This window comes from Desulfosporosinus metallidurans (genome assembly GCF_001936615.1).
Classification (GTDB): Bacteria; Bacillota; Desulfitobacteriia; order Desulfitobacteriales; family Desulfitobacteriaceae; genus Desulfosporosinus; species Desulfosporosinus metallidurans.
Genome location: NZ_MLBF01000013.1, coordinates 60,483 through 81,598 on the forward strand (window position 1 = coordinate 60,483; position 21,116 = coordinate 81,598).

The following is a 21,116-nucleotide window of genomic DNA, read 5'->3' on the forward strand; positions in this document are numbered from 1 at the left end:
TCTCTTTTCAGTAGACATTTGTTCCGTTATACTAGAAACTGCGTAGCCAACAATGCCACAACCATCTGATCAATTAGAAAGGCCGTTGCGTGTTCATGCAACGACCTTTCCTTAATATTTAAGTAAGAGGAGTAAACAAATTGAATCAAACTAAAAGTCTTTGGGCTGATTTTTCGTTACTACTGGTGACCTTAGTTTGGGGCTCCACCTTTGTGATTGTCAAGTGGGCAATTGAAGACCTTCCCCCGTTTCCATTTCTGGCGATACGCTTTGCCCTCGCATTTATTAGTCTCTTACCGTTTCTCTGGTTCCAGAAGGCGCATATCTCCAAAGGAACTTTACTCAAAGGAGCAGCTTTGGGGGTCTTTCTTTTCTCTGGGTATGCTTGGCAAACAATCGGCCTGCAATATACGACTGCCTCCAACGCTGGTTTTATAACCGGACTCTCCGTCGTCATTGTTCCAGCTTTAGTCACTTTAACAACACGGACACTCCCACGCCCCAACCTAATCCTCGGAATTCTAAGTGCTCTAGTAGGCCTTGCTTTCCTTTCTCTTGGAGATGGTTTTCAGCTCAACAAGGGTGACCTTATGGTTCTTGCTTGCGCCTTTAGCTTTGCCTTACATATTTTCTTAGTCGGACGTTATGCCCCTCAGACGAATGCCACAGTTTTAGCCAGTGTACAAATCCTTACAGTGAGCGTTCTGAGCGCTGCTTTCTCGCTGCTCTTGCCTCAGCCTCCTATGCACTTTAGCACAAATGCTTGGCTGGGTTTATTAATCACCGCCGTTCCTGCAACCTCACTCGCTTTCTTTGTCCAAACTAAAATGCAACAATTCACAACTCCAACCCATACCGCCCTCATTTTTTCCATGGAACCCGTATTTTCCGCTGTCGCAGCCTTCTTCCTTGCAGGTGAACTCTTAACACTTAAAGGATTTTTGGGAGCTGGGTTGGTTTTAGGGGGCATGCTCATTGCCGAGTTCACGGGCTCGGAAAGCGAAAAACTGTCAGCATAAACAGGAGGTAAAAGACTCCTCCGAGCAGGAGACTGGACGGAAAGATAACTCCTTTGCGGCGGAGAGAAATGTACGGAACCATTGCAGCACCCAAAGCAAGAAACGCACTCCACAGTGCCAAGGAATCTAATTTCCAAGGCGTGATCACAATCCCAATTGCCGGAATCACCGAACTCTGAAACACCATGGCTCCGGTCAAATTTCCTAAAGCTAAGGTGTCCTTTCTACGACGGACCCAAAGAACACTGTTAAACTTCTCCGGTAACTCCGTCGCGATCGGTGTAATAATTAGAGCGAGCACAAAGACGGGAATCCCAGCAGACAAGGCGATGGGTTCTACGGCGTTGACAAAGCCACTCGCCCCAATCACAATGGCTACCAAAGCCAATGAAATTTGCAGTAAAATCATGAACAACCTCGGATTATGGGATCGTCGTGCCACATAGAGAGGAGCTAACTTTTCAGATTCACATTCATCCTTGCCGGCACGCAGTGTTTGGACGACGTAAACCCCGTAGGCGGCAACCAAGGCCCAAGCCGCTCCGTTCTTAAGCACTTGAGTCGGTAAAAAGGAGGCCAGAATGGCCATTGAATAAACAATAAGAAAGAATTCCAAATCATGTTTTACGACTTTAGCATCCAAAAGAAGAGGGTTATTCTTGCGGCGAAACAAGAGCACTGCAAGCCCTGTAATAAAGAAAGCAAGTGTCGCTAACATGAAGGGCGCCCCAAGTATCGCACCAATGCCAATATCTGATCCTTCTGTTCCTTTACCCTGATCCAAAAAGGCCATAATCGGAACCATAGTCTCGGGCAATGCCGTCCCGACTGCCGCCAGAATACTCCCAACGGCTCCGGCACCAAGCTTTAGCTTCTGTCCCAACCACTCAATCCCGTTGGTAAACGCTTCAGCCCCCAGCAAAATGACCCCTAAACTGATCAATAACAACCCTATATCTTTCAAATATTACTCTCCCTTCTTGCTGCATATCTCACTCTATAACTATACGAGGGTGGGTTTTTTTATGTATAGGAACTAGGGGTGCAAGTCAGGAACCGTCCCCTACTTGCATTTAGGGTGTGACTTTTATCACACTAAAGCAATGTCTAGAAGCACAGTAATTCGACAAGATTTAATTTAGACTTGACATAACGAACTATATTTTGATAAAATTTTCACAAAGAGGAGGAATTATTTATGAAACATCCAATCAAGGCAATTATTGCCCTGCTACTTCGTCTCTATTTCGGGTACGACTTTTTAACGGCTGGTATCGGAAAATGGAAGAGCGGATTCGACGCCAAAGCGGTAAGCGGATTCTTAAAGGGTGGTCTAGCGCAAACGCATGATGCTTTACTCGCCAGTAAAGGTGCTGCAGCAGCCGCTCATGCCAATGTCACTGATACCTGGGGTTGGTTAATCAGCCATGTCTTTCTTCCTAACGCAGGAATCTTTTCCGTTGTGGTTAAAAGCGGAGAAGTCCTCATTGGACTGGGTCTCATTTTAGGTTGCTTCACAACGCTAGCCTCATTTTTTGCACTGGCAATGAACTTCACCTTTTTACTCACAGGTACTGTTTCTACCAATCCCCAGATGGCCATCGGATTTCTGATACTCATCGCAATGGGTGCAGCCTCCTATGAAATCGGTCTAGACCGCTTCTTTATGAAAAAACTTATTGCTAAATGTCCTCGCTTAGGCAAAGGATGGCTTCGTACTCCTTTCCCGATAGAACAATAATGTAAAAGGATCGATCGAAGGTTTTAAGCGCAAAAAGGCCCAACAACCAAGTAACTTGGCTGTTGGGCCTTAATCATGTCTATATCTATGCAAGTCAAGAACCGTCCCCGACTTGCATCCAAGCGCACGAACCGTCCCCGACTCTTGTATGCAGACGATGCACATGAAATGTGCCGTCCACCCCAAACGGTCCATCTCCCCGTTCTCCATTCTCCGACCCAAGCCAAGGAAGCAAGAGAACCGTCCCTTCGCTTCCGTCCCCCGACCCGAGCCCGGGACGCAGTGTGACACGAGCGCGACGTATTTACGTAAGCAGATTAGCAAACTTCCGTTAAATCGACCGACCCCAAATGCGGGGACCCCGCTCCCCATAGTAGGAGCTTGAACGGTTAGTTTGCTCTGCGTCGTAACACCGAGCGCTGTGTCACACAAGTCCCAGTATCTCCTCGATCGCTTCATTTAGCTCTTTTCCACCGACCCCTGTTTCAGCTGAAAAAGGAAGGATCAAGGACACATCTGGAATGTCTAACGACTTAGCGATAACCTTCAAGTGTTTAGGCCACTGGCCACGAGCAATTTTGTCGACTTTTGTGGCCACGACCATAGTAGGTACCTGCATTTCGCGTAGCCACTGCTGCATTTCAATATCTTCAACACTCGGAGCATGACGGATATCCACGATTTGAATCACCGCACGCAACGACTCTCGCTTCTTAAGATAGTTCTCCATCATGGGACCCCATTGAGCATTAACCGTCTTAGCGACCTTAGCGTAGCCATAGCCCGGCAAATCAACAAGGAACCAAGCATCATTGACACCGTAAAAATTCAGAGTCTGTGTTTTACCCGGTGTATTCCCTGTCCGCGCAAGGTTACGTCGACCCAAGAATTTGTTAATCAACGATGATTTACCCACATTTGACCGCCCTGCCATCGCAATCTCTGGCAATCCTCCAGTAGGGTACTGTTCGTATTTAACTGCGGAGGCGACATATTCAGCCTTCCGAATTACTATCAAGGTTTTAGCCACCTTTTTATAATTTTCCTAAGACACCACTGGTCGTTCCTCCGGCCTTGTTTCCTCAACTGGAATTCCCTTTTGTCCATAAACGGCATGCGCCGCAACATCTCCAGGAACTTCATCCGAATGGGCGAGTGGCAAGAGGGCCAGGTTCAAGACTTCTTCAATCCGGCTCACAAAGTGAAATTCCATGATTTTGCGCACGTTCTCTGGAACATCTTCAAGATCCTTGCGGTTTTCTTCCGGGAGCAAGACGACTTTTATCCCTGCTCGATGGGCCGCCAATACTTTCTCCTTGACCCCTCCGATCGGCAAGACATTCCCACGCAGGGTTATTTCACCCGTCATGGCGAGATCCGAACGAACCGAGCGCTGGGCTATGGCTGAGGCCATTGCCGTGGCCATCGTGACTCCAGCTGAAGGGCCATCTTTGGGAGTAGCACCTTCTGGGACGTGAATGTGGAGGTCAGTTCTATCATAAAAATCTTCTTCAATTCCTAGTTGAACAGCGTGCGCCCGGACAAAGGTCCAAGCCGCTTGCGCTGATTCCTTCATGACATCCCCCAATTGACCAGTTAACGTCAACCTTCCTTTCCCTGGCAACGGGGTTACTTCCACGGTTAAAACGACCCCTCCGACTTCGGTATAGGCCAGTCCCGTTACTGCCCCGATTTCAGGTGCCTTCGCCGCGACTTGGAAATGATAGCGTGGTGCGCCCAAGGCGGACTCTAAATCTTCCACGGTCAAGGTATGGGGTTCCCATTCCTTTTTAACCCAACGTACAGCTATTTTTCGGCAGAGATTGGCCACCTGCCGTTCGAGTGTCCGCACTCCTGATTCTCGCGTATACCCCTGAACCAGTTTGAGCAAAACCTCATCATCTAGAGTTAAAACTTCTTTCTTAAGCCCATGTGCCTCCATCTGCTTAGGCACGAGGTAGCGCTTAGCAATATTGACTTTTTCATCTTCTGTATACCCACTGAGGGTAATAACCTCCATCCGATCTAAAAGTGGACGGGGTATCGTGTGCAATGTATTAGCCGTCAACACAAAAAGTGTTTGAGATAAGTCAAAGGGAACTTCCAAATAATGATCCGTAAAGGTACTATTTTGCTCTGGATCCAGGACTTCTAAGAGAGCTGAAGCCGGGTCCCCACGAAAATCCGAGGTCATCTTATCAATCTCATCCAAGAGAAAGACTGAATTACGTGTTCCAGCAGTTCGAACTCCCTGAATAATCCGTCCCGGCAAAGCCCCAATATAGGTGCGGCGGTGTCCTCTAATTTCGGCCTCATCCCGTAACCCACCCAAGGACATGCGCACGAACTTGCGGTCTAAGGCCCTGGAAATAGATTTAGCCAAAGAGGTCTTGCCAACTCCCGGGGGACCTACTAAGCACAGAATCGGACTTTTCATTTTAGGCGTCAGCTTGCGGATGGCCAAAAATTCCAGAATCCGCTCCTTGATCTTTTCCAATCCATAGTGATCCTCATTTAAGATATCTTCGGCCTTTTTTAAATCGATTTTGTCCTTAGACGATTTTGTCCAAGGAAGGACTAAAAGCCAGTCGAGATAAGTACGCACGACGGTGCCTTCTGCTGAGGAAGGAGGCATTTTTTCTAAACGCTCAATTTCTTTAAGTGCTTTTTGCTCCACTTCTTTGGGACATTTTGCTTTAGAAACTTTCTCGCGGTATTCCTCCGCCTCAACCAGTCGCTCATCCTTATCTCCAAGTTCCTTCTGGATCGCCTTCATCTGTTCACGCAGATAGTATTCCTTTTGAGCTTTATCCATCTGTTTACGCACTCGTTGACCAATGCGTCGTTCCAATTCCAAAATCTCAATCTCGCGCATGATCAGTTCTGTTAAGCGTTCCAAACGCAGGTTAACTTCCATGGCTTCTAAAATAGTTTGCTTATCGGGTACCTTAAGGTTTAAGTGAGAAGCCACGATATCCGCCAATTGGCCTGGTTCCTCCACCGCCAATACCGTTCCTAAGGTTTCTAAAGGAACTCGTTTTCCAAGTTTAGCATAATCTTCAAATTGATGCGTCATGCTCCGGATTAAGGTTTCTATTTCCGGAGTAAGTGGTATCTTTTCCTCGGGCAATTCCTCAATGCGCACCTTGAAATACGGTTCTTCCTCCAAGAATTCGAGTACCCTGCCACGCGAAATACCTTCAACTAGAACACGCATGGTACCTCCAGGAAGCTTAAGGAGTTGCTTGATTTCAGCTACTGTACCCGTTGTGTAGAGATCGCTCGGGTTGGGTGAATCAATTTCCGTTTCTCTCTGTGACGTCAAAAGAATAATCCGATCACTAAGCATGGCCTCTTCAATGGCAGCCATGGAACGTTCTCTACCGACATCCAGATGAATCACCATATAGGGAAAAACTAAGATCCCTCGTAATGGGAGTAAGGGTAATTCACGTTCTTTGATCAATTAATATCCCCCCAATTGAAAAAATCAAAAATCCTAAGTAAAAAAAGACACACTAGAACTAGTGTGTCAGATATATCTTAAACTATTCTAACATGTTTTGCCCCGTTCAGGCAAATTCGCCACGGCGTTGGTAACTACTTTGTTGACTGCAAAGTCCAAGCGGCTTAAGACCTCTTCAAGCGGAGGACGCAGCTCAACTTTCTCAAGTTTAATTTCCGGAGCCATAGCTAGATCTAAAACTTGAGTAAGCTCTTCAACCGGAATAATCTCAATCTCACCGTTTAATTCCACAAAGCGTTCCTGCCAGTTTTCTTTAGGAATTAAAACTCGCTTGCACCCGGCCTGCTTGGCCGCTTCAATCTTGGCCGCAACACCACCCACAGGTTTAACCCGTCCACGGATGGAAAGCTCCCCTGTCATGGCAAGATAGTTATCGACCTTTTGCTGACGAATGGCAGAAATTGTTGCTGTCGCAATTGCAATTCCGGCAGAGGGTCCATCAAGAGGAACTCCACCAGGAAAGTTGACGTGAATATCAAAATTCCGAGGTTCAATCCCCATTTGCCGTCTCAAGACAGTCAGGACATTTTCGACTGAACTACGAGCCATGCTCTTGCGACGGATTTTCTTGCCATCGTTCCCTTGTTCCTCTTCCTCGACAATTCCTGTTACTAAGAGTACCCCTGTGCCCGGATCAACGGGAAGAGCGGTCACTTCCAACTCTAGCAGCATTCCCATATTGGGTCCGTAAACCGCAAGACCGTTGACTACTCCAACACTGGCTTCAGCCGGCACCTTTCTATCCGGTCGAGGCGCATATTGCCCCGTTGTCACGACCCATTCCATAATTCCTACGTCAACCTCGTCTAACTGATCGGTCAAAGCGACACCAGCCGCTAATTGTACCATATTGACAGCTTCTCGGCCGTTGGAGGCAAATTGTTTGATGACATCAAGCGCAGCTGGGGTAAACGGCATTTCCATCTTGGCCGCAGCCACACGCGCGATTTCCGAAATTTCATCTGGGAGCAAACCTCGGAAATAGACCTCCATACACCGTGAACGAATTGCCGGCGGGATTTGTTCCGGACTGCGTGTCGTCGCCCCGACAAGACGAAAATCTGCTGGAAGACCATTTTGAAAAATATCGTGAATATGTTGTGGAATATTGGGATCTTCCGAGCTATAATAGGCACTTTCGAGAATCACTTTGCGATCCTCTAAGACTTTTAAAAGTTTGTTGATTTGAATCGGGTGGAGTTCTCCAATTTCATCGATAAATAAAATTCCCCCATGCGCTTTGGTGACCGCCCCTTGTTTGGGCTGCGGAATTCCTGCCAACCCCATGGCTCCAGCTCCTTGGTAAATTGGATCATGCACCGAACCAATCAGTGGGTCAGCAATCCCCCGTTCATCAAAACGCGCTGTCGCTCCGTCGATTTCCGTAAAATGAGCGTTCTCTTTAAAGGGAGAAAGAGGATTGATCTTCGCTTCTTCTAGGATTAAGCGGGCTGCCGCTGTTTTGCCCACACCAGGACTGCCATAAATCAAGACATGTTGTGGGTTAGGGCCGCACAAAGCTGCTCGCAAGGCTTTAATTCCCTCTTTTTGCCCGATAATCTCAGCAAAATGAACCGGGCGAGTTCTTTCGGACAAAGGGGTAGTTAAGGCAATCTTGCGCATTTTTTGTAACTTTTCAAGTTCCTTCCTCGACTCTCGTTCAACTGATACTTTATTTCCCTGTTGCGACTTGAGCATCCCCCAAAAATAAAGTCCAATGACAACAGCAAAAACCAACTGAACGACCATAACTATTCCGTTGAGTCCATTCATGCACTCATTTCCTCCCTGTGGCTATCACTCTTGTGATAGTATTGCCACAACGTGAAAATTAAAACATCGACGGATAATATTACCCCATTAAAGACATTCTGATTTTTTGATCGACGGATAAAAAACACCGGAATAGCATCAAAAGCTACTCCGGTGTTTATAAATCTTCAAGCAAAGTGAACTTTACCATATTCGATCCTCGGACTTCGGACCTCGCTTACGCGGATTCTTCCTTCTTGCCTTTTTTGACCTTATCAGCCATAACGAGAAGGGGCTCTTCTTTCTTCAAGACCACATCCTGGGTGATGACGCATTTCGTAACATCATTGCGTGAAGGCAAATCATACATCACGTTAAGCGTGAGCTCCTCCACAATGGCCCTCAAGCCCCGTGCCCCAGTATTCCGACGAATCGCTTCCGTCGCGATCGAAGAAAGTGCCGCGTCTTTGAACTCCAGGGTTACACCGTCAAGCTCCATCAGCTTTTGATATTGCTTAACTAGGGCATTCTTGGGTTCCGTCAGAATACGAACCAACGCCGCTTCATCCAACGCTTCAAGGGTTACAATTACAGGTAACCGTCCCACAAATTCGGGGATTAAGCCAAATTTCTGAAGGTCTGATGGTAGGATCTCTTTTAAAACTTCGCCAATTTTCATATCTTTTTTGTTTTGAATATTGGCGCCAAAGCCCATCGTCTTTTGACCTGACCGGTTTTGGATAATTTTTTCGATCCCGTCAAAGGCCCCGCCGACAATAAAGAGGATATTGGTGGTATCCAACTGAATAAATTCCTGATGGGGATGCTTGCGGCCACCTTGAGGGGGTACACTGGCAACCGTACCTTCCAGAATCTTCAGCAAAGCCTGCTGAACCCCTTCTCCTGACACATCACGGGTAATGGAGGGATTTTCCGACTTACGGGCAATTTTATCGATTTCATCGATATAAACAATACCCTTTTCCGCCTTTTCCACATCATAATCCGCGGCTTGAATCAATTTAAGGAGAATGTTCTCTACGTCTTCCCCAACATAACCTGCTTCTGTAAGTGAAGTGGCATCCGCAATAGCAAAGGGAACATTAAGAACTTTAGCAAGAGTTGAGGCCAGTAAAGTCTTTCCTGAACCCGTGGGTCCCAGCATAATGATGTTTGACTTTTGCAATTCGACATCATCAATTTTCATGCCCAGGTTAATCCGTTTGTAATGGTTGTAGACTGCCACCGAAAGGGCCTTTTTCGCTTGTTCTTGGCCGATGACGTATTGATCAATAATCGCCCGGATTTCTTTCGGTTTCAGAATATCCCCAATTTCCACACCCAAATCATCCGTCAGTTCTTCTTCAATAATCTCATTGCATAGCTCAATACATTCATCACAAATGTAAACGCCTGGACCAGCAACCAATTTCTTGACTTGCTCCTGAGTCTTACCGCAGAATGAACATTTTAATTGATTTTTATCGTCGGTATACTTTGCCATCCTCTCACCTCTATACCTCAGAATTTCCCTCACGTCGTTGTCTTATGCGTTATGCTCTACTAAAAAGTTGACCGTCTTGTCGTTAATCAAGCTTTGTTTATAGAACCCGAATTCCCCGCGCGCCATGAGGGTTTGTTTGAGTGATTCAGCGTCTTGTTTATAACGCTCACCCAGTTTCTTGAACTCTTCGTTTACTTCGTCTTCCGTGACCTCAATTCCTTCTTCTTTGGCAATAGCTTCAATAACTAAATCCATTTTGACGCCTTCTGCAGCTTGAGGACGTAATCGTTCCTGCATGGCTTCCTCTGAAGAACTGGTAAACTGATAATACTGTTCCATTGTTATTCCCTGTTGAGTAAAGTTACGACTTAAATCCTCTAACATGACTTTGACTCGTTCATTAACCATAGCTTCCGGGATTTCGACGCTAGCATTGTCGACTGCTTTAGAGATGATCGCCTTAACATAATCTTCTTTTACCCTTTGTTCGGCGCTCTTAATCAGTTTATTCCGCAAGTCATTTTTCAATTCATCAAGCGTCTCAAATTCACTAACATCTTTGGCGAATTCGTCATCTAAAGGAGAAAGTTCTTGGCGTTGAATTTTTTTGATATCTGTTTTAAAAACAGCTTCTTTTCCAGCTAGCTCTGCACTATGATATTCATCCGGGAAGGTAACGTTGACATCAACATGTTGTCCAATTTCGGCTCCAATTAAGCCTTCTTCAAAGCCAGGAATAAAGGTTCCCGAGCCGATTACTAGTTCATAGTTCTCTGCTTTACCGCCAACAAAAGCTACCCCGTCCGCAAATCCTTCAAAGTCAATCGTGACAGTATCCTCATTTTCAACCTTGCCAGTTTCCAGGGTCGCAAGGCGGGCATGTTGTTGCTGCTTGTTTTTCAGTTCTTCCATCACTTCTTCGTCCGAAACCGTCGCTGCATCCTGTTCAAGATGAAGCCCTTTATACTCTCCTAGTTCAACCTCAGGCTTAACGATGACCTTTGCTTTGAAAATCAGGTCTTTTCCCTCTTCGATTTGAACCAAGTCCACTTCAGGACGATCCACGGGCTCGATGCCGCTTTCTACAACTGCCTCAGCGTAAGCGGGTCCAATGATATGATCCAATGCTTCATCATATAGGGCTTCCTTCCCCACATGAAGTTCCACCATTCGCCGCGGCGCTTTACCTTTACGAAACCCTGGAACATTAACCTTCTTAGCCAAAACCTTTGCCGCTTGGTTCACCGCACTAACAAACTTTTCGGATTCAACCGTCACTTCCAAAGCTACAACATTTTTTTCTATTTTTTCAACCGAGACTGACAATATATTTCTCCTCCTTAAATAACGATTTGCTCTATGTGCAAGGCAGCTGCGGAAACTTCAATAGTCTTGCCGATTTATCAAGACTACAAACCCCAGCTTAAGCCAACTACATTAAAGAAATTCCTTGCAATTTCGTCCTAAAAACCTTAAATCTGCCTAAAGGGGGAACATTTCGTTCCCCCTTTTATTAGTCAATGTCTCATTGACAACCTATAAGGGTCAAATCCAGCAAATTTACTAGCCAATTATACCAGACTTGCTCAAGGTAATCAAATAACAAATCACCTTATGGTCCCTTTCTACTCCCTATTCCCTAAAAGTTTCTCCCGCCTAATCCACACCAACCTCGTCTTATTCCCAAGTCGGCCATTTTCACGCTCTTTCCCCGCAGGATGGTATACCCGCATCACCATTTTCTGCAGCCAAGCAACCCCTCGACTTTTCCATGTGTCCGGTAAATCCTGAATGGAAAACCCAAATCCTTTAACCCCTCGATACAGTAACGTCTGAGCCACAAAGACCTTAATATTATCATACGTCGGATCTTCCGCAATATATCGGACCAAACCCGGCAACGATTCACGGGATTGGCGCAAGACCTTGAGCGCCGTTTTCTGCATATCCTGACCTTTTGCTTGAAGCCGAATATTATCTAAATGAATCTCCGCCACAGAATCTCCCTTTGTAGCCATCAGCATTCCATCCTCAGCAAAGAGATCGGGACCTTCATATCTGGTTTTTTCTAAGCGAAAAATATTCGTCGCGTCAACTCGCTCGACGTGGTGTTTCCTGGCGTAGTAATGCTCCCACATTTCCCAGACTCGAAACACCAAGCGTTTCTCAAGCGGCCAATCGGGGAATTCCAAAGGAACTATGGGGAGCTTCCGTTCCTTAACGATTCGTTCACATAACTGTTCTAAGGCCAAAATAGTATTTTCCTGAGCCCCCTGTTCCCCACCACTGTCATGCATGACGACAATCGTTCCTTCATCTGTTCTTTTTAGAATGCGCTCTGTGATTTCTTCTGGTGTACGCCGCACCTCCCAGTCATGCCCTTCGGCGTTCCATAGTACAGCTCGCATCTTATTTTGCTTATGCCACCACCATGTCGTGAGGTTAAAGGTACCCCAAGGAGGGCGCAACCATGTTATTTTACTTCCAGTGAGAATTTCCAAACAACGCACACTTTCCGTCCATTCTTTTATCGTCCGCCCTGGAGAAGCAAACCAAGCATACCGATGATTAAACGAGTGAACCCCGATCTGATGTCCCTCCTCTTGTATCCGTTGAATCAGCTCCGGATACCTTTTTGCCTTTTCCGCAACCACAAAAAAGGTAGCCTTAACTTGATGTCTTTTCAAAATCTCAAGAATACGCGGGGTAAAATCCGGATCAGGCCCGTCATCAAATGTTAGGGCAACGCCCGGGCTGTATTGACGTTTCCAACTCCCGATCCCCAAACGGTGTAAAAATAAATCAGGAATGACTGTATAGACAGCCACTCCTCCCAGAATGCAACTTAACAGCACATATCCCCAACCCATACTTGTTCTCCTCTGCATCACCCGATCTTTTGTGTGTTCTGACGATTTTCCAGAAGTTCCAACATACTGTTAACAGCGTGCTCCGCCGTCCGACCCGGCACTGCTTTCGCGGCTGCCCGGCGCATCCTTTCCAAGTCCCTCGGATTTTTCAGCAGATCGAAGATAACCTTTTCCAATCCGTCTTCATCCTTAGCAACCCGCCCTGCTCCAATCCCGTCCAGATAGATGGCATTTTCCTCTTCCTGTCCAGGTATCGGCCTGAAAATAACCATAGGCACCCGTTTTGTCAGAGCTTCAGAAACCGTTAAGCCGCCTGATTTCGTAATAATAATATCCGAAACGCTCATCAACTCTTCGACATTTCTAACAAATCCAAAACGTGCAACCGGATTTTGCCCTTCTTCAATTATGGAATCGAGCGATTTGTACAGTTTCTCGTCTTGTCCACAAACAATAATACTTTGCACTGGATATGTAGCATCCGCCAAGATTTTGCAGACTGCTCTTGCCCCGCCCAGGACACCATAAGCTCCACCCATCACTAGAACCGTCGGGCGATCAAGATCTAAATTCAGCTGCCTTAATAGTTCAGTCCGATCATATTCCAAGTCGAATTTCGGGCTCACGGGAATCCCCGTAATCCGAATCGAGCGTGAATCAATCCCTCGAGCCACTAGCCCTTTGCTGACACCCTCACAACCTACAATATAAAGGTCAACCCCAGGATGAATCCACTGACTGTGAACAGCATAATCGGTCACTACAGTAACCAAAGGGACATTCAAAACTCCCTTTAACCTCTGTTGAGCCAAGACCCCAGCCACTGTGGGATAGGTACAAATCACGAGATCTGGTTGTAATGCCTGAATCAATTTCACAAATTCCCGTCGCCCCAAACCATTCAAGAAACGTTGGAATACAGAATCTGGGGGAATCTTCGATGTGCGGTAGTAAAATTTACCCCATAATTTCGGTGTATGCTTGATAAGCTCAATGTAGGTGTTCTTGATCACAGAGTTGAAGGTCTTACTTAGAAATGCCCCAAAATCCAAATGCGTAATTTTAACATCCGGGTCCTTAGCACGCAACGCTTCAATAATTGCGTCTGCCGCGCGCACATGTCCCGCACCAAACGTCGCTGAAAAAATCAGCACACTTAATTGTTCCACTATGTACCCTCCCTGTATTAAAGTCCTACCCTTTCAATAAAAAAGAGTGAATTATTCAAATTCAATTGCTACGCTTTCCACAATTTTGCACCGCCATACGGTTCATAATCCTCTTTGCTAATCTTTTTACTGACTATTATAGCGTGAATTCTCCAAATCACCAAATTATGGGGGAACAAGAATAGAGTTTCCCCGAAAAAACATCACACGCTTAGGCGGATAACTCCTAAAATTCGGGGTAAGATAACCTTCAAAAATGCAACCAGTATTTATGAGAAAGGAGAACGAAATGATCATTGTTGTAATCAGGACTCTTATTCTATACACGTTGGTCATCGTCGCCCTTCGTCTGATGGGGAAACGAGAAATTGGTCAATTGCAACCTTTTGAGCTCGTCGTTATTCTCATGATTTCCGACCTTGCTGCCGTACCCAGCGAGAATGTCGGCATTCCACTTCTCAGCGGCATCATTCCCATCCTAGTTCTCCTCTCAGCGAGCCTAACCTTAGCTTGGATTTCCTTAAAAAGCGAAAAGGCTAGAGATATTATTTGCGGCAAGCCGAGTATCCTGATCGAACGAGGACAAATTATTGAAGAGGAAATGAAGAAAAACTGTTATAACCTCACCGATCTGCTAGAAGAACTTCGCCTCAAGAACGTCCCAAACATTGCTGATGTCGAATTTGCTATTCTGGAAAACAACGGACAATTGAGCGTTATTCCCAAAGCACATAAAAGACCCACCATTCCTGAAGACTTTCATATCATGCCCCAGTTCGAGGGGCTACCCCTCACGATTATCATGGACGGTAAACTCAATAGTAAGACCCTTGAAAAATCCAACAAGACCTTGAATTGGCTTAAAGATGAACTAAAGAAACAGGGTACTAAGATTGAAGATGTCCTCTTAGCGAGCCTCGATTCTTCAGGCACGCTTTACGTACAGGCTAAGCTCGAAAAAAAACCACAGCTAAAGTGAGGTGAAATCCGTTGCGCACCCTTACAACTATTTTTGTCATCGTCTTCTTATTGGCAGGAGGCTCTTTCATTTCCCATGGCTATATACAGACAACGACTCATGCGTTGGTAACCCAACTTGAAACAGTCGAGCACTCAATCTCCACCCAAAACTGGAAGGTCGCTCAAACGGAATTAAACACTACCCATCGACGCTGGGATATAAATAAAACCTTGTGGACCATTCTCCTCCACCATCAAGAGATCGACACCATCGACCTCAGCATGGAGCGCTTGGAAAAATACATGGCTACCCAAGACAGTCCACTCTCGCTAGGGGAAGTATCGACCTTGAAACTTCTCTTTGCCCATATTGCCGATTCAGACCAGCTTAATTTGAAAAATATCTTGTAGGCTTTTCAAATCCATGGCTTCGGTTTATGATTTGATTAGAAAATGAAATTGCTAAACCACGGGCTTGTCTTATGATCGAATCTATGTTACAATTCTCTTCGACACAGCGGTTCCAATACAATGGAAAACAACGGTTCCAGTGTTGGAAAGAGGAATTCTAAGCGATATTTTTGCGGGAGTGGCGGAACTGGCAGACGCACTGGATTTAGGTTCCAGCGGGTAACCGTGCAGGTTCAAGTCCTGTCTCCCGCACCAATTATAAAGGTAGTTCAACTTGTAAAAGGTTGAACTACCTTTAATATTTTTACACGCATTGAATTTGTAAACCTATTTTAGTCCGAAAAAAATCTCGCTAACCTTTGGTTAAACGAGATCTTCTGACGATCGTTGTTATTTCATGAATTGATGGCTGGGGTGGCTGGATTCGAACCAACGAATGCCAGAGTCAAAGTCTGGTGCCTTACCGCTTGGCGACACCCCAATGCAATTACTACTATAACTGTATTGTACCACCTAGTTAATATAACCACAAAACATTTTTTTATTTACCCTCAACCAGATTTCTGTTTGGAGAAGAAAGCCCTTAACTCATGCTTTGCATTAGCCAAAAATACTCGAACAGTAAAATCAACAGGTTAATTGCCACCAAAGTCAATAAATTTTTCAACCAATCCTTAGGGTATTTCCAGTAATAAAACAGCACGTTAAAAGCGACAAGAAAAATCGAGCAAATTAGCCAACGCCAATAAAGTCCCGCATCCTGTGAAAATAAATGGATAAACCACAAAATAGGCAAGTACAAAAAGACGCTCATAAATGTAATCATGCTATATCCAATCATGCGGCGCATGTCATTCGCATCTGGCTTGGCTTTGCCCACAGTCATCATCCCCAGTCAGATTCTTTATACTTAATTATAGCATGCTTTATCCTTTAGGGAGTACTCCCTTCTTTCATTTAGATTTCAGAATTGTTATATCATGATTGGAACAACCTAATTAAAGTAATACAAGTCCAGGATAATAACATATAACCTAGAAAAGATTTTACTGACTTGCTACCTTTAGCGACAACTAGGTCAGAACAGGTGATTAAGCCAACCGCTGTTAACATTACATTTGTTAAAACATACATAGTGTAGTTAGATAAAGAAGCATACCTGATGTAAACTGCAATTAGGTCAAGTACTGAGAGCATGAATACGGATAATGAGAGCGTAGTGATGAGCGTTGTCCATATTGACCTTGTTTCTGGATTGACGTTTACCCCAGTAGAACTGATTCTTGAAATTGACATGTTGAATTCCTTCTTTCGTCTTATGTTTTTTTACTTGGTACCACTATAGCACTGCGCTTGGACAAATTATTGTTGTCGACCTTTTGATGGTTATGTATAAGCAGGGAGAGTGGTATAAATAGGAAAAGGCGGCTTATTAAAGCCGCCTGGTGATTATCGTCAAATTATTTATCCCGCTGATTGCCCTCTTTTTCTCTCCCCTTATCATTTCCGTTCTCTGCCTGTTTGTGCATACCGTCTTTGTTTTGTTCAGATAACCGGGTGACCGTTGGCGCCGTTGGTGGATTAACTGGAGCAACTGTTACATGAGTTGGCTGACTTTGGGGCGTGGATTGAGCTTGTGGAGTCGGAGTTTGGTTTAGATTTTTATCCTCATTGTTTTGTTCTCCTTGGTCTTGTTGGTTTTGTTGGTTTTGTTGGTTTTGTTGTTTTTCGTCTTGATCTCCTTGGTCCTCAACGGAGATCTTTTCTTTCTTCAAGGACTTCTTGAACTCTTTTAAAGCAATTTTGGCTTGATTTTCTAACATTTTAGCATCTGTTACCGATGTTCCCGAAGTTGCTGGCGTCGTGCCTGGAGTAGTCACAGTTGTTGTTGTCGTTGGCGTCGTCGTTGTATTTGTTGGTGTCGTTACAGGAGCGACCTTTGCGCCCTCCTTCTCCATCTTGGCGACAGCCTTCTCCATGGAGCGCACAACATTAAGGGCTAACTTTTGGGCAGCTTGAGGAGGAAGTTTATCCAACAAACTACTCAGAACCTGAATATTATTAGTATTAACATTAGAGAGAGCTATGACGAGGTTTTTAGCTGCTTCAGAGCTAGGATCTTTAACTTGAGTAAGAAATTCCTGCGCCATGGTAATCTTATCTGCGTACTTGTTTAAAGCAACCTGTGCCTCATCGGCTTTATCTTCTTTCATTAGCTTTTGGGCTTCAGCCAAGTTAGCTAGTGCGTGTCGTTCACTTAATTCAGCTTTTCGCGCTGGATCAAACGTCAGCATGAGCTGGAGTTTTCCGATAAGATCGGTAAACCAGTTGGCCGGAGTAACTGTGCTACCACTGGAATCGACAACAGGTGCCGTAATAGCCGAGGTGGTTGTGGTTGTGGTCGGAGTCGATGTTGTTGCTGAGGCAACAGTAGTAGGCACGCTTGTAGCCGGCGTCGTAGTGGGTGCTGTGGTTGTTGGAGATGAGGTCACCGTATCCGCCAACGTTGATGTCGTACTCAAAGGGAATGCCAAAAATGCAACCGTTACACCAATCGCAAGCCTTTTTTTCATCTTATTCATCTTATTCATTGTTCTCCTCTTTCCTTTACCAGTCGTTTACTAGATGCAACGACCTTTATTTTGCGAACTATTTTGGGGTTGTTTAACCCTTACATACTATCTTTACGAGCCTAGCCTTATTTTTGAGGGGGTTTGCAGAAAGTTTATTTTTCGTCTGCAAATTAGGAAATCCCGTCTTTACTTTTCCCAAGGTCATGTTAAAGTAAGAAAGTGAACGTACAGAGGAGGTGGTCTTGATTTTCAAACGTAAATTCTTGCTTCGTTCTATTGTTGAGCTGATCGTGTTTGCCTTGCTTATTGCTCTGCTCGCTGTCATTCAGCTTGTTATGCCCCTCAAATACACCCAACAAATCGTCATCCTAACCTATCACCGGGTCAGCGATAACATGCCCAATCCCTGGGACAGCCGTGAAACCGTCACTCCGCAACAATTTCGAGAACATCTTGCATTTTTAAAAGACCACGGCTTCCATGTCATGGCCCTTAATGACGCTCTAACGACTTTGCAAGATCCTCAGAAAGCTATTACGCCTAACTCTGTCGTCCTTACCTTCGACGACGGAGACCGAACTTATGCTGAAAACGCCGTACCCATCTTGAGAGATTTTCAGTATCCTAGCACAGAATTTATCATAGGCAAAGCGTCCTTATTCTCAAAAAAAGACTATCTTTCGTGGCCGGAAATCCGCGATCTTGCCAAAGACCCGCTTATCACCTTGCATTCCCATACGTTTAATGCTCATGCGACCATACAAGCAGAGGGGAAAACCTACTTTGCGACAGATCCCTTATATTTACCCAGAGAGCATCAAATGGAATCGCCATCAGACTACCAGCGCCGGATTCTTCATGATTTCAAACAAGAACAAGATCTTTTCCAAAAGTACCTAGGCAGAAACGACAACGTCATCGCTCTACCGTATGGTCATGCTGCAAAGTCGTTCATTTCTCTCGCCCAAGAATCCGGTTATTCCTACGTACTGACCCAAGATCGAACCCAAGCCAATTATCACAAAGTGGATCCCACTCACATCTTCCGCCTCGATGTAGGAAATCGGATCACAGATACCAGCAGGCTCTCTCTCCTCCTTAAAGGACTGACTTCTTCCGGCCCACTACACGGTATTTTTTGGCTTAAGGTTAAGTACAATCAAATTCTCTTTGACTTCTCACCGCGATTTTAGAAAAAATCCTTCCCTGTCCATTCTATGAAAGAACGATTGGGAAGGATTTTCTATGGGTGATCACCACTGTTTATTATTGCACTCGGCGTTTGTTGAGAAGATATCCCGTACTCCAGAAAACAATGAGGGCAACAGCACCCAAAACCAGCCAGATCCAAGTTTCCCGGGCGACCCCCAAAAATACGAGCGCAGTTCCAACATAATAAGGGATCATGGATAAGGCGGCTGTCCAAAGATACGTCCAGAGTTTCATGGATGGCATTGCACCTGCTATGTAATTGACGGCAAATGCTGGAATGGGGAGTAAACGGGCTACTAATAACCCGATTGACCCCTTGCCCTTAACCCAATGATCAACGGTATTAAACCGTTCTGGTGTGATCAGCTTTTGCATCAACGTTTTCCCATAGAATCGTACAATAAAAAAGATAACCAGTGCACTAAGCGTAGAACCCAACCACGCTAAGAAAATCCCTTCATAGATGCCATAGATTTTTAAAAACATTACCACTAGCCCTTCAGAGGGTATAGGCGTCATACAGAGTGCTGTCATCAGTAAAATGGCAAAAACGACTCCCATCGCTCCCCAGGCCTGAATGATCACGGAAATCTCATTCCGTCGGTCAAAATAGAAAAACGCTGCGATAAGGATAACAAAGGCAGCGATAATAACCCCTGTCCATCCATACTTGAGCAAATTATGTTTGTGTTTGTCTCCAACCGTCTGAGCCATCGGTCTTTCTCCCCTTTTCATCAACATCATTAATACACCTTCAGTGTATCGTCCCCCAACTTACGTTGGGTTATTTATTGATGATCTCATTATAACCTATAGCGGTTGTGCTGTACTCCATGTGCCTAGAGGAAAAAAGTGATAACTAAAAAAATAGCGGTTTAGATGTCCCTCAAAAGAGAAATTCTAAATCGCCGTCCAACACACATTAGGAAGTCAGTTAACAAAGCGTCCTTTGCTAACTGACCAACGTTTCCACGGTCGTAGCAATTGCAATTTCCAGAGCTCTTACCACGGTTTCTTTGCTCATGGTCGGCTGACCTGCCTGAGCGATCCCCTGTTCGGGTAGGTAAGGGATATGGATAAAACCCCCTGGAAGCTTCGATCCGGTTTCTGTTAAGAAATGCTGCAGTCCATAGAAGAGATGGTTGCACACAAAGGTCCCTGCGCTGTCAGAGACCGAGGCCGGGATTCCAGCAGCACGAAGACGAGCGACAATCTCCTTAATCGGCAGGCTTGACCAGTATGCCGCAGGTCCGCCTTCCGCAATCGGTTGATCCACAGGTTGTTGCCCCAGATTGTCCTTAATCCTTGCGTCATCCACATTGATTGCGACACGCTCAATGGTGATGTCCGGTCTTCCTCCGGCCTGCCCGATGCAAAGAACAGCTTGGGGCTCCTCCTGTTGGATGAACTGTTTTAAAAGGTCGACAGAATGCCCAAAAGCCGTGGGTAATTGTTTGGCAGCCACTCTATAACCGTAGATCTCCCGTTCAGCCAGCTGGAGCACTGCTTCCCAGGAGGGGTTGGTGGTTTCTCCACCGAAGGGATCAAACCCTGTCAGTAAAACTTTCTTCATATATCTCCTTCTGACGTCCTCTTAAGGGACGTTCGAACGTTTCTTTCTTATACCTGCCGAATGGCCACCTCGCGCTTCTCCAGGGCCTCTCGCAAGGTCTGAGCGTGAACTAAAGCTTCTGGCTCGTCTCCGTGGAGGCAAACCGTTTCAGCCAGCAGCGGGACTTCCTGACCGTCCAAGCTGAGTACGCTCCCTTTCTCCAACATGTTCAACAAGCGCTCAGCCATCATGGTGCCGGAGTGGACCATGGCCTGCGGATGAGAGCGGGGAACTAAGGTTCCGTCCGTTTGGTAATTCCTGTCCGCAAAAACTTCGGAAACCGTGCGGAGTCCTGCGGCTTGTCCAGCCACGATCAGGAGACTTCCCGAGAGCGCAAATAACCTCAGTTCTGGATCGAAATCCCGGACCGCCCCGGCAATTGCCTCCGCAACAGAGCGATCGACGGCGGCTTTGTTATACAGTGCTCCGTGGGGTTTAACATGAACCAAACGGCCCCCTTCGGCCCGGACAAAAGCAGCTAAAGCGCCAATCTGATACAAGACTAAGTCATAGATTTCCCCTGGGCTATAGGGGATCCAACGCCTTCCGAATCCTTGCACATCTGGTAATCCTGGATGGGCCCCGATCGCCACGTTATGAGCCATCGCCCTTTTTACGGTATTGTGCATCACGGTGAAATCCCCGGCATGCAGCCCACATGCGATATTGGCGGAAGAAACAAGCCGAAGAACTGCTTCGTCCGACCCCACTTGAAACATCCCGTAACTCTCTCCCAAATCACAGTTTACATCCACACTTCGTCGCAT

General features: G+C 45.8%; 19 protein-coding genes and 2 tRNA genes. 6 read left to right on the plus strand and 15 right to left on the minus strand.

The genetic code is table 11. The annotated features are described in order from the left end of the window. The first annotated feature begins 140 nt into the window (after positions 1–140). Positions 141–1,019 (plus strand): DMT family transporter, encoded by an 879-nt coding sequence (locus DSOL_RS10635; RefSeq protein WP_075364837.1) that lies wholly within the window; start codon positions 141–143, stop codon positions 1,017–1,019. Here the strand turns inward: DSOL_RS10635 and DSOL_RS10640 are convergent. Next, positions 985–1,983 carry a sodium:calcium antiporter gene (locus tag DSOL_RS10640; protein WP_075364838.1) on the minus strand — a complete coding sequence of 333 codons (999 nt, stop codon included), beginning with the start codon at positions 1,981–1,983 and terminating at the stop codon, positions 985–987. The genes DSOL_RS10635 and DSOL_RS10640 overlap by 35 nt on opposite strands. A 234-nt stretch (positions 1,984–2,217) precedes the next feature. On the opposite strand from DSOL_RS10640, the gene DSOL_RS10645 reads away from it, so the two are divergent. Then, complete coding sequence (locus tag DSOL_RS10645) at positions 2,218–2,760, plus strand: DoxX family membrane protein (RefSeq protein WP_075364839.1); 543 nt, start codon at positions 2,218–2,220, stop codon at positions 2,758–2,760. 69 nt (positions 2,761–2,829) lie between these two features. Here DSOL_RS10645 and DSOL_RS10650 read toward each other — a convergent pair whose 3' ends face one another. The 8 genes from DSOL_RS10650 to DSOL_RS10685 all read right to left on the minus strand — a co-directional run bounded on the left by DSOL_RS10650 (position 2,830) and on the right by DSOL_RS10685 (position 13,581). Then, complete coding sequence (locus DSOL_RS10650; protein WP_075364840.1) at positions 2,830–3,192, minus strand: hypothetical protein; 363 nt, start codon at positions 3,190–3,192, stop codon at positions 2,830–2,832. Then, positions 3,185–3,778 carry a ribosome biogenesis GTP-binding protein YihA/YsxC gene (gene yihA / locus DSOL_RS10655; RefSeq protein ID WP_075364841.1) on the minus strand — a complete coding sequence of 198 codons (594 nt, stop codon included), beginning with the start codon at positions 3,776–3,778 and terminating at the stop codon, positions 3,185–3,187. The genes DSOL_RS10650 and yihA overlap by 8 nt, the downstream gene beginning before the upstream one ends. Positions 3,779–3,805: 27 nt before the next feature. Beyond that, positions 3,806–6,226 carry an endopeptidase La gene (lon, locus tag DSOL_RS10660; protein ID WP_075364842.1) on the minus strand — a complete coding sequence of 807 codons (2,421 nt, stop codon included), beginning with the start codon at positions 6,224–6,226 and terminating at the stop codon, positions 3,806–3,808. Between the two features lie 87 nt (positions 6,227–6,313). Beyond that, the gene (gene lonB, locus DSOL_RS10665) at positions 6,314–8,059 is read right to left on the minus strand and encodes an ATP-dependent protease LonB (protein WP_075364843.1); all 1,746 of its coding nucleotides are present in this window, start codon (positions 8,057–8,059) and stop codon (positions 6,314–6,316) included. Between the two features lie 217 nt (positions 8,060–8,276). Then, complete coding sequence (gene clpX, locus DSOL_RS10670; RefSeq protein WP_075364844.1) at positions 8,277–9,542, minus strand: ATP-dependent Clp protease ATP-binding subunit ClpX; 1,266 nt, start codon at positions 9,540–9,542, stop codon at positions 8,277–8,279. Between the two features lie 42 nt (positions 9,543–9,584). Beyond that, the gene (tig, locus tag DSOL_RS10675) at positions 9,585–10,868 is read right to left on the minus strand and encodes a trigger factor (protein ID WP_075364845.1); all 1,284 of its coding nucleotides are present in this window, start codon (positions 10,866–10,868) and stop codon (positions 9,585–9,587) included. A 299-nt stretch (positions 10,869–11,167) separates the two neighbouring features. Next, positions 11,168–12,412 carry a polysaccharide deacetylase family protein gene (locus tag DSOL_RS10680; RefSeq protein WP_075364846.1) on the minus strand — a complete coding sequence of 415 codons (1,245 nt, stop codon included), beginning with the start codon at positions 12,410–12,412 and terminating at the stop codon, positions 11,168–11,170. A gap of 17 nt (positions 12,413–12,429) precedes the next feature. Then, positions 12,430–13,581 carry an MGDG synthase family glycosyltransferase gene (locus tag DSOL_RS10685; protein WP_075364847.1) on the minus strand — a complete coding sequence of 384 codons (1,152 nt, stop codon included), beginning with the start codon at positions 13,579–13,581 and terminating at the stop codon, positions 12,430–12,432. A gap of 289 nt (positions 13,582–13,870) precedes the next feature. Between DSOL_RS10685 and DSOL_RS10690 the strand changes: the two genes are divergently transcribed. From DSOL_RS10690 to DSOL_RS10700, 3 genes are all read left to right on the plus strand, one after another. Then, entirely contained in the window at positions 13,871–14,560 is a 690-nt protein-coding gene (locus DSOL_RS10690; protein ID WP_075364848.1) for a DUF421 domain-containing protein, read from the plus strand. An 11-nt stretch (positions 14,561–14,571) separates the two neighbouring features. Beyond that, the gene (locus DSOL_RS10695; protein WP_075364849.1) at positions 14,572–14,952 is read left to right on the plus strand and encodes a DUF4363 family protein; all 381 of its coding nucleotides are present in this window, start codon (positions 14,572–14,574) and stop codon (positions 14,950–14,952) included. Positions 14,953–15,124: 172 nt separating this feature from the next. Further along, positions 15,125–15,207: transfer RNA gene (locus DSOL_RS10700), tRNA-Leu, on the plus strand. 151 nt (positions 15,208–15,358) lie between these two features. On the opposite strand, the gene DSOL_RS10705 is transcribed toward DSOL_RS10700, so the two are convergent. The 3 genes from DSOL_RS10705 to DSOL_RS10715 form a co-directional block, all read right to left on the minus strand. Beyond that, positions 15,359–15,433, minus strand: a tRNA-Gln gene (locus tag DSOL_RS10705). Positions 15,434–15,535: 102 nt separating this feature from the next. Beyond that, complete coding sequence (locus tag DSOL_RS10710; protein WP_235838773.1) at positions 15,536–15,838, minus strand: hypothetical protein; 303 nt, start codon at positions 15,836–15,838, stop codon at positions 15,536–15,538. A gap of 574 nt (positions 15,839–16,412) precedes the next feature. Then, a complete protein-coding gene (locus tag DSOL_RS10715; protein WP_075364851.1) occupies positions 16,413–17,543 on the minus strand; it encodes a DUF5667 domain-containing protein in 1,131 nt (376 codons plus the stop codon). 224 nt (positions 17,544–17,767) lie between these two features. Between DSOL_RS10715 and DSOL_RS10720 the strand changes: the two genes are divergently transcribed. Beyond that, entirely contained in the window at positions 17,768–18,718 is a 951-nt protein-coding gene (locus DSOL_RS10720) for a polysaccharide deacetylase family protein (protein ID WP_075364852.1), read from the plus strand. A 73-nt stretch (positions 18,719–18,791) separates the two neighbouring features. On the opposite strand, the gene DSOL_RS10725 is transcribed toward DSOL_RS10720, so the two are convergent. The 3 genes from DSOL_RS10725 to DSOL_RS10735 all read right to left on the minus strand — a co-directional run bounded on the left by DSOL_RS10725 (position 18,792) and on the right by DSOL_RS10735 (position 21,116). Continuing rightward, positions 18,792–19,481, minus strand: coding sequence for a TVP38/TMEM64 family protein (locus DSOL_RS10725; protein WP_427854393.1), 690 nt, complete (start codon positions 19,479–19,481; stop codon positions 18,792–18,794). Positions 19,482–19,689: 208 nt separating this feature from the next. Then, complete coding sequence (gene pcp, locus DSOL_RS10730) at positions 19,690–20,310, minus strand: pyroglutamyl-peptidase I (RefSeq protein ID WP_075364853.1); 621 nt, start codon at positions 20,308–20,310, stop codon at positions 19,690–19,692. Positions 20,311–20,357: 47 nt separating this feature from the next. Next, the gene (locus DSOL_RS10735) at positions 20,358–21,116 is read right to left on the minus strand and encodes a 5-oxoprolinase subunit PxpA (protein ID WP_075364854.1); all 759 of its coding nucleotides are present in this window, start codon (positions 21,114–21,116) and stop codon (positions 20,358–20,360) included.